This is a genomic window from Cohnella sp., assembly GCF_041640265.1.
Taxonomy (GTDB): Bacteria; Bacillota; Bacilli; order Paenibacillales; family Paenibacillaceae; genus Cohnella.
Genome location: NZ_JBEQAP010000009.1, coordinates 156,763 through 165,790 on the forward strand (window position 1 = coordinate 156,763; position 9,028 = coordinate 165,790).

At 45.6% G+C, this 9,028-nt stretch carries 8 protein-coding genes; 6 read left to right on the forward strand and 2 right to left on the reverse strand.

Annotated elements, in window-relative coordinates:
- Window positions 1-83 precede the first annotated feature (83 nt).
- Window positions 84-1,139, reverse strand: coding sequence for an HD-GYP domain-containing protein (locus ACESLK_RS09775; RefSeq protein WP_373229209.1), 1,056 nt, complete (start codon window positions 1,137-1,139; stop codon window positions 84-86).
- Window positions 1,140-1,442: 303 nt separating this feature from the next.
- Here ACESLK_RS09775 and ACESLK_RS09780 point away from each other — a divergent pair, with 303 nt between their 5' ends.
- Complete coding sequence (locus ACESLK_RS09780) at window positions 1,443-1,835, forward strand: hypothetical protein (protein WP_373229210.1); 393 nt, start codon at window positions 1,443-1,445, stop codon at window positions 1,833-1,835.
- Window positions 1,836-2,074: 239 nt separating this feature from the next.
- Here ACESLK_RS09780 and ACESLK_RS09785 read toward each other — a convergent pair whose 3' ends face one another.
- Window positions 2,075-2,275: a hypothetical protein gene (locus ACESLK_RS09785; protein ID WP_373229212.1), complete on the reverse strand. Its 201-nt coding sequence runs from the start codon at window positions 2,273-2,275 to the stop codon at window positions 2,075-2,077.
- 144 nt (window positions 2,276-2,419) lie between these two features.
- Here ACESLK_RS09785 and ACESLK_RS09790 point away from each other — a divergent pair, with 144 nt between their 5' ends.
- The 5 genes from ACESLK_RS09790 (at window position 2,420) to ACESLK_RS09810 (ending at window position 8,626) form a co-directional block, all read left to right on the forward strand.
- On the forward strand, window positions 2,420-3,718 hold the full coding sequence (locus tag ACESLK_RS09790; RefSeq protein ID WP_373229213.1) for an ABC transporter substrate-binding protein: 1,299 nt from the start codon (window positions 2,420-2,422) through the stop codon (window positions 3,716-3,718).
- Between the two features lie 77 nt (window positions 3,719-3,795).
- Window positions 3,796-4,089: a carbohydrate ABC transporter permease gene (locus ACESLK_RS09795; RefSeq protein ID WP_373229215.1), complete on the forward strand. Its 294-nt coding sequence runs from the start codon at window positions 3,796-3,798 to the stop codon at window positions 4,087-4,089.
- Window positions 4,089-4,745, forward strand: coding sequence for a carbohydrate ABC transporter permease (locus ACESLK_RS09800; protein WP_373229231.1), 657 nt, complete (start codon window positions 4,089-4,091; stop codon window positions 4,743-4,745). The genes ACESLK_RS09795 and ACESLK_RS09800 overlap by 1 nt, the downstream gene beginning before the upstream one ends.
- A 16-nt stretch (window positions 4,746-4,761) precedes the next feature.
- Complete coding sequence (locus tag ACESLK_RS09805; protein WP_373229216.1) at window positions 4,762-5,583, forward strand: carbohydrate ABC transporter permease; 822 nt, start codon at window positions 4,762-4,764, stop codon at window positions 5,581-5,583.
- A gap of 19 nt (window positions 5,584-5,602) precedes the next feature.
- Window positions 5,603-8,626 (forward strand): EAL domain-containing protein, encoded by a 3,024-nt coding sequence (locus ACESLK_RS09810; protein ID WP_373229217.1) that lies wholly within the window; start codon window positions 5,603-5,605, stop codon window positions 8,624-8,626.
- The last annotated feature ends 402 nt before the right edge of the window (window positions 8,627-9,028 follow it).

A 9,028-nucleotide genomic window follows, 5' to 3' on the forward strand; every position in this document is an offset into this window, starting at 1 on the left:
GGTTTAACTTTTGAGTAGCCCTTTATTTGGGTTATCGATTGTTGCTTTTCCGTGATGGCTAATTTCTAAGCTAAAATTCCTGCTTACATTATCGCATCACACTCGGTAATCAAGAGTGTGAGGTTCTTCGATAAATCAAGATCGTAGGCTTTATCTAAATTTTTTCCATAAGAATCTTTGACTACGCGAACGATCGGTCGTCCCGGAGAATCGAACAAATATTGAGCAACTACCGCTGTTTCCCCCGTATTGAGCTTCACGGTTACGCCTATAGGATAGGAGGCTACGGAATGCCGAAAAGTTTGAATGATACTGGAGTCAAAATGGGTATTTGCTTCCGTAAACAGCACCTCTATTGCTTCATGAGGAAGCATGGCATTTCGATAAGACCTTGTGGACGTGAGAGCGTCAAACACATCAGCTACCGCCATAATCTTGGCATACGGATGAATTTCATCCCCTTTCAAACCTCTCGGATATCCTGAACCATCGAGTTTCTCGTGATGCTGATAAGCACAATGAGCGGAAAGCAGTGAAATGCTTGGCTGGTTTCTCAATATTTCAAACCCATATCCCGAATGGTTTTTGATCGTGGTGAATTCTTCATCGGACAGCCTTCCTTTTTTATTTAAGACATCCAAAGGAATTCTCGATTTACCAATATCATGAAACACTCCGCCTATTGCAAGGTCATTTAATTGTTTGTCGTTATATCCAAGCTTGATGGCCATCGCTAAGGTATAAATTGTAACGTTGACGGAGTGGGAAAATATGTAGTTATCATGAACAGTTACATTGGTCAATAGACTAATTACGTTTTTATTTGCTCGAAGCTCATATACAAGATCCTTAAAAACCTTTTGCAGTTTATCGACATTCAAGTGATTGATTGCTTTTAGCCATTTATTATTCGCGGCTTGTATTTGATTAAAGGTCTCATGAATTACGGTGGCCGCCTCGACTCGCAATTCCAATGGCACATCATCGACATTTTCCAAGTCTTCTGTGGCTTTGTCCTTGATATACAGATGAGAAACATTACGCCCCTTTAAACTCTCGATCATTCTTTCCGTCAGAGATACCCCGACCCCAATCAAAACCGCACCATTATCTGTATAAATGTTTTTTGCTATAGCCATTCCAGGATGACAATTAGCTGTTGAAATTAACCGCATGTGTACTCACCTCAGTGGTCATTCACGTCAAGATTTCCATGCAAATCCTATCACGTATTGCATTTGACTGAAATGGTCATTTTAAAACAGTTAAGATGGATTTTTATGCTATGCAGGAGTCTCAAAATATTTTTTCATTTCAATTACCAGATGTATGAAAAAATCCATCTCAGCTCTTTAAAATAATCCATTCAGCTTATCGACAAAAGTTGATACTCTAGTATGGGAATGTGTATATCTCAAGTTGATATGGAGTGTGAGAATAGCATGATTTATTATGAATCTCCTCAAGCAAAGGTTTCATGGAATGAAGCGGTTAAAGCAGTTATTTTCGAGTGGAAAAGTTTTGCCCAAGGCGAACAATATCGAACGCCTATAAACAAGATATTAGATTTAGCGGTTCAAAAACAGAGTAAAAAGGTTCTATACGATTGCCGCAAGATGTCTGCCATATCGCAGGATGATCAGAATTGGGTCGCCCAAGATTGGTATGCAAGGTCTATTGAAGCAGGAATTAATTATTCGGCGATTGTACTACCAGAAAAAGTAATAGCCAAATCAAGCGTAAACAGAGTCACTTCAGCGCTCGATAGTTCGAAAACATCGGAAGAGTTTGACAACCTGGAAGAAGCGGTTCAATGGCTTTCTAAAATCAACTGATTTTCATTCTTTGTGTACTGGATATCCCGAAAGTGTAAAACACTTAGGGAATCCTTTTTCTTTGCTTTTCGACCTCGTTGGCCCATATTAGCTTTGCTCTATCCTTCGCCCATTCGATCTTACCGCTTTCAAGAATATTATCGAGAATTCTTTTATCGCTTGGATGACATTCTCCTCAAGAGGGATCTTATTATGACGAGAAGCTTGAGCGAGTTTCCAGCTTTCTTGTAGCAATTCTTTCATTCGCTGCGCTCACTCGTGACCGTCATGCTCTGCGGTATGCAACGCGCAATAGATGCCATTACATATCGCATGGCCAAAAGAATAATGGTCTTAGAAATACGCCGCTGAGCAATCATGGACAACGTTTCCCTCATAGAAGGTACCTCGCGAACACGCTTCTCAAGTACTTCAATTCGCTTGGCTTGAACTGTGACCAATTCAGTCAGTTGCTGGTTTTGAAGGAGAAGGGCAGAGATGAATCCCGCAATCTCAGTATCCCCTTTGCTTATATGCAGTACCCTCCCCTAAATTTAGAGGAGACCAAGCTGTAACGAAAATAAATTATAAGGGTGAATCATAAGATGATGCGGTTAATTAGACTGGCATTGGTTTTTGTTATGGCTCTGACCTTGGCTGCTTGCAGCGGCAAGGAAGACAGCTCAAACATTCCAAGCGCCGCCAAGTCAAATGATGAATTAAGTGGGGAGAAAGTTACTCTTGATATGTGGCTTTTTACGGGAACCGGGATGGAACCGTTTATTGAGCAATACCAAAAGGATCATCCAAACATTAAAGTCAACATACAGCGGCAGGAATATGCGGACCATCACAATGGTTTGATGACGGCATTGGCGGCAGGCGGAGGCGTGCCAGATGTCGCGGTGGTTGAGATCAGTTACATAGACAAATTCAAATCCGACCCGAGCAAATTCAACAATTTGGCTGATATGGGAGCTAAGGATTTCATTGGCAACTTTCTGGACTGGAAACTCGTTCAAGCCTCTAGCCAGGATGGTCAATTCATTTATGGTATTCCGACCGATATCGGCCCTATGGCCATTATGTTTCGTACGGACTTGTTCCAACAGGCAGGTCTGCCGACGACCACAGAAGAAGTGTCTGCGCTGCTGCCAAGTTGGGAGAAATACTTGGAAATTGGCAAAACGATTAAGAGCAAAACTGGAAAGCCAATGACATACGCTGCGGAAGCTCTATTCTTCGTAATCCGGGGGCAAGGGAAGCTGCAATATTTCGACGATAAGGGGAACCTCATCGCCGATACAAATCCAGATATTAAGCGTGCCTGGGATATTTCGGTTAAAGCGGCTCAGGAAGGCTTGACTGCCGAAATATCGGCCTGGACGCCGGAATGGGGCGCGGGCATGAACAACGGCGATTTTGCAACCGTTCTTGCGCCTGCCTGGATGATGGGCTTTATGAAAGCTAACGCACCAGATTCAAGCGGGAAATGGAATATCGCACTGATGCCGGAAGGCTCGGGCAATTGGGGTGGCTCGTTCCTGACGATTCCCAAGGAGAGCAAGCACCCTAAAGAAGCATACGATTTAATCAAATATTTGACCTCTCCCGAAACACAGCTGGAGCTGTTCAAGAAAAACGGCAACTTCCCGTCCACACCCGACATTTATTCAGATCCGGCTATTGTGAACTTCAAAGATACGTTCTATGGCGACGCAGAGATCGGCAAAATTTATGCAGAAGCCGCCAAGAAAGTCCTCCCGGTCTACTACGGTCCGGATTACGACAAAGTAAATGCAGCCTTGATCCAAGCCCTATGGAATGTGGAGAAGAACGGCGTAAATCCGGAGGAAACGTTCAGAAAAGGAATAGAAACGGCAAAGCGCGACCTCGGACACTGATTGGTGTCAGGCTGGTTATCAGCCAAAAGTAAAGCTCAGCATTAGTATGCCAAGCGCCGGCAGAAAGGGGGTCAAGCGTGGATCATCCTGTAACGGGTATGTCCGACTCTCGCAAGAGCAAGCCGAAGACCCGCTGGTACGTTATCCATAAGCTCAGGGATAACGTCATTGGGTATCTTTTCATCTCGCCGATTTTTATCGTCTTCGGTGTGTTTTCGTTATTCCCCATTTTATGGTCGTTATATATCTCTTTTTTTAAGTGGAATATTATAGGAGGCAGGCAGTTTATTGGTTTGAAAAACTATGAAGGATTATTCACGAATGACCCGCTGTTCTGGAAGTCTGTCGGAATACTTGTTCTATTTGGGTGATGTCAACGCTTCCACAGTTATTTCTGGCGTTGTTGTTGGCTCATCTACTGAATTCCCGTTCTATTAAAGGGATCACTCTTTTCCGTATTTCAGCCATCGCTCCGAACATCACTTCGCTTGTAGCTGTAGCCGTGATCTTCAGCAGCATATTTGGATATAATTACGGCTTAATCAACTGGATTTTGGTGCAGTTCGGGTTTGAAAAATTCAATTGGAGCGCTAACTACTGGGGAGCACAAATTGCCGTTTCCGTTATGATCATATGGAGATGGACTGGCTACAATGCTTTGATTTATTTGGCAGCGCTTCAAGGCGTTCCAACAGCACTTTACGAGGCAGCCCGCATCGACGGCGCATCAAGGGTGCGACAGTTTATCTTTATCACAATTCCAATGATTAGGCCGGTTCTTCTATTTACTATAATTATGTCCACTATAGGCGGCATGCAGATCTTCACCGAGCCGCACATTTTTTCGGGACCAACTGGTGGACCGCAGAGTCAGACGCTGACCGTGGTCATGTATTTGTATAATCAGGCGTTTGTGAATCATTCGTTCGGTTACGCATCAGCCGTGTCGTGGATGCTGTTCTTGATTGTCATCGCCATTTCGCTGATCAATTCGCATATGACAAGAAAAATCCATTCAGCGGATTAAGCCAGCGGGAGGATGCATGAAAGCAATTGAATCTATTTCTGCTTATCTCTTTCTAATGTTGTTCTTTGCGATCTCACTCTTTCCTTTTTACTGGATGTTCGTTATAAGCTCGCACACAACCTCAGCGGTGAACCATTTTCCCCCGTTGTTTACCCCTGGCCATCTGTTCGGCGACAATTTCAGCAAGGTTATTAAGGAAATTGATTTCTTTAAGGCGCTTTGGAATACTGCAGCGGCATCGGGGATCGCGACGATACTCCAGCTTGTTTTCTGCTCTTTGGCCGCGTTCGCTTTTTCATACATCACGTTCAAAGGAAGCAAGTTATTGTATGTCTTCATCATTTCCACCATGATGATTCCAAGCCAACTGGGTCTAGTTCCCTCCTATTTCATTATGACTACATTTGGATGGATAAATTCGCTTAAAGCGATCATCGTTCCCGGGCTTGTATCCGCCTACGGCGTGTTCTGGCTGAAGCAGTACATGGAAGCAGCGGTTCATCCCCACATGCTGGAATCTGCAAAAATAGACGGCTGCTCCCATTTCCAGACGTATTATCGCATTGTGGTCCCTATCATTCTTCCGGCTCTTGCCGCCTTGGCTATTCTGACGTTTATGGGAATATGGAACGAATTCGTTTGGGCGTCCCTTGTTCTGAAATCATCGGATTCGCAGACGATCCAGATCGCATTGCGCAACCTGAGCAAGGTTTATTACAAAGATTATGCCATGATTATGGCAGGTACGTTTGCGGCTACGATCCCGCTCCTACTCATTCTCGCCGCATTCGGCCGATTTTTCATCACAGGTATAACAGCAGGTGCGGTCAAAGGATAATTCGGAAAGCAGGTAAATTATGCAGCAATTTTATCGAATCGGAGTAGTCGTTCCTTTTCTCGATGGAGAGTACTTTGGCCGATTGTTTGATTCCATGCGTCAAGCCGCTCGTACGCGGCAAGTACAGCTAATTGCCATTCAGACGGAAAACGAAAAAAGCCTTACTCCAATAGAGTCGGAGGTAGCTGTTGATCTGATCGATGGATGGGTGCTCATCGTGTCGACGGAGTTATCGTCTTTCTTCGAAGTGATCGCCCGCAAAGATAAACCCATAATCTGTGTCGGGTTCCGTTCTCCGATACCCAATGCCCGCACCGTCATTCCGGACAATCAGTCAGGCATGAAGGCAGCGGTTCTTCATCTGGCAGATCATGGGCACCGAAGGATTGCCTTTCTCGGAAAGACCGATCATTACGAAGTGCATCAGCGCTACCAGGGTTATCTGGAAGCCATTCATGAGCTTGAAATTCCTTATGACGAATCCCTAGTTGTAGAAACCGCTGATCATATGATGTACGGGGGAGCATTGGCTGCAGAGCAATTGCTTCGTTCGGGAGTTCCCTTCACGGCTGTTGCTGCCGGAACGGATTTGAACGCGATTGGCGCCATTGAAGCGCTCCAATGCCAAGGGTATTCGGTTCCACGCGATGTAGCGGTGATCGGGTTCGATGACATCGAACAGGCGGGAACCAACCAGCCACCATTAGCGACGATTAGACAACCATTCAATATATACGCCGAAACGATCATTGATAATTTAATAGATATGCTCGATGGAGCAGAACAGGAAAAAGAGAAGACAGTTCACGTCCCCGTTAGCTTGATTACACGCGAATCTTGCGGATGCGTCGGGCTGTCAGATTCCTCTAGGGAATCTGACAGCCTGTTTTCCTATTCGGAGCTTCGGAAGCTGCTTCACCGGCTTAATCTAAACCATTTCGAGGTCATCCAATCTCTCATTAACGCAACAAAGGATGAACAAATCCATATTTCCAACTTGTTCTGGAACCAAAATCATTGGGGCTGCCTTGCCTTATGGGAGACGGATAAATCAGGCGGCAAATATCTTGTCGTCAGACAGACGTTTAGCCATAAGGGGGATCCTCTTCCTCCAATTGGTGCAAAGTACAAGCCGGAACATTTCCCGCCTGTCGAATACTTGCCGAAGTCGGCTGATGCAGGCGGGGAAGATAGCGTCACCCTGCATATGATCAGCTCGGAGCTTCATGACTGGGGGTTCATGGCGCTCGTCGGTCCCGCCGACCCGCTTTCTCATTTGGCTGGCGGCGATTTAACCCGACAAAGCTTCAGAATATTGTTAGTAGCCTTGGAGCGTGAAATGTTGTTCCGTCAGGTCCGGGCTATTGCCGAGAAGCTGGAGATCGTGTCGCAGACGACAAATGACGGCATCTGGGATTGGGATATCCGAACAGGCTTAATCGAATGGAACCTCGGTGCCCACAAGGTGCTGCGCGGAACAATGGAGACGCTGACAAGCACGCCCCGTTCGTACTTTAGAAGGGTTCATCCAGATGATCAGTCACTTGTCTTTGAGGCGATTCGTCTCCTGTTCAAGGATCAGCCCTCCATCCAAATGGAATTCCGCTTTCGCGGATGGGATGCCAGTAACGTCTGGCTGCATGCGACAGGCAGCGTGATTCGGGATGAAGAAGGTACATTGATTCATATCGTCGGATCGGTTGCAGACATAACGGAGAGAAAGAATAGCGAGGAGCACATCATCCAGCTCGCTTATCACGATTCTTTGACAGGATTGCCGAACCGCCTGCTGTTTCAGGAGCGGCTTCAATCGGCTTTGAGAAATCATGCTAATGATTCTCACGCGGTACTGTTAATTGACCTAGATCGGTTCAAATTCGTTAACGATACGCTCGGTCACCAAGCAGGCGATTTGGTGATCCAGCAAGTTTCCGACAGGCTAAAACTATGTGTCAGAAGCAGTGACACGATTGCAAGACTGGGCGGGGATGAGTTTATCGTTCTGCTTCCATCGATTAAAGGGGAAAAAGATGCGTGCCAGACTGCCGACCGGATACTGCTTCTTTTATCAGCTCCTTTCTACCTGGAGGGTCATGAGCTATTCGTGACGGCGAGCGTTGGAATTAGCCTGTACCCTGATCATGGTCAAGATTCTGAAACACTGATCAAATTTGCCGATGTGGCGATGTATAGATCAAAAGAGACGGACGGCAATGCGGTCGAATCATACACGCCCGAGCTCGGATTTCGCGTCGTAGAGCGCTTCAACCTTGAGAAAGCAATGCGTAATGCACTGAAAAGGGACGAATTCCGGCTTTTTTTCCAGCCGCAAATTTCACTTGCGACTGGCAAAGTGTATGGAGCCGAAGCGCTCATTCGCTGGCAGTCGTCGGAAGGACGACTCATCTCCCCATCCGAATTCATTCCTCTTGCCGAAGAGACGGGATTGATTATTCCGATTGGACAATGGGTTCTGGAGCAGGCTTGTATGGCCTATAAACAGTGGATTCAAGAAGGGCTTCCATCGTTTGTTATGTCCGTGAACATTTCAGTGAAGCAGTTCCTTCAGGAACAATTCCCGGAATCGGTTCGGGAGGTGCTGCGTATGACCGGCATCGATCCGAGTCATTTGTGCCTGGAAATTACTGAATATACAGCGGTACAGGATCTGGAGCACAGCATTGTTATGCTGAGAAAGCTGGAGGAAATTGGCGTCCGAATTGCGATCGACGATTTTGGAATCGGCCAGTCGTCACTCGTATTGCTCAAGCATTTGCCAGTTCATATACTCAAAATCGATCCTTCCTTCATCTGCAATATGAGCAGTGGCTCCCAAGACGAAAAAATTGTCAGCGCGGTTCTTGCTTTGGCGCATAGTCTCGGTTTGACAGTAACAGCGGAAGGCGTGGAAACCAGAGAGCAGCTTAGCCGACTTCAGAGCCTGAAATGCGACCAAATACAAGGCTATTTCATTGGCAGGCCGATGCCGTTGGAGCAGTTGATAAGTTCTCTCAGCGAGATTGCTAGCAGCTTCGACTCATGACTTGAAGTTGCAAGGCTAGGAATCTATAAAATGTGTGGGAAAATGAACGTTAATCAACAGCTCACCAGATTACTTAAAAGCAACAAATATGTTGTCTTTAATACGGATATGGACGGCAAAAGTTTTGTCCCTTACTTACTATCTTAATTCTTTAACCTTTTTTAGTTACTACCCTGAACATGCCTTCTTTCGTTACTTTGGAGGTAGGCATGTTCAGGGTAGTAACCTTAGATATATAGCATAAAAAAATAATAAGGAGTATGCACAAAGGCATACTCCTTCAGGCTGTCGAGAAAGTCTCGACAGCTTTTATTATGTCCAATTAATTTAATGCGACACCGCGTTAATATGGTATAATATAACTAAACTTATACCGAACGGATGGTGTTTCCATGCTACGTT

Coding starts and splice junctions, on each gene's coding strand:
- ACESLK_RS09775 (WP_373229209.1), bottom strand. CDS start 1,139: ATGGCTATAGCAAAAAACATTTATACAGATAATGGTGCGGTTTTGATT.
- ACESLK_RS09780 (WP_373229210.1), top strand. CDS start 1,443: ATGATTTATTATGAATCTCCTCAAGCAAAGGTTTCATGGAATGAAGCG.
- ACESLK_RS09790 (WP_373229213.1), top strand. CDS start 2,420: ATGATGCGGTTAATTAGACTGGCATTGGTTTTTGTTATGGCTCTGACC.
- ACESLK_RS09800 (WP_373229231.1), top strand. CDS start 4,089: ATGTCAACGCTTCCACAGTTATTTCTGGCGTTGTTGTTGGCTCATCTA.
- ACESLK_RS09805 (WP_373229216.1), top strand. CDS start 4,762: ATGAAAGCAATTGAATCTATTTCTGCTTATCTCTTTCTAATGTTGTTC.
- ACESLK_RS09810 (WP_373229217.1), top strand. CDS start 5,603: ATGCAGCAATTTTATCGAATCGGAGTAGTCGTTCCTTTTCTCGATGGA.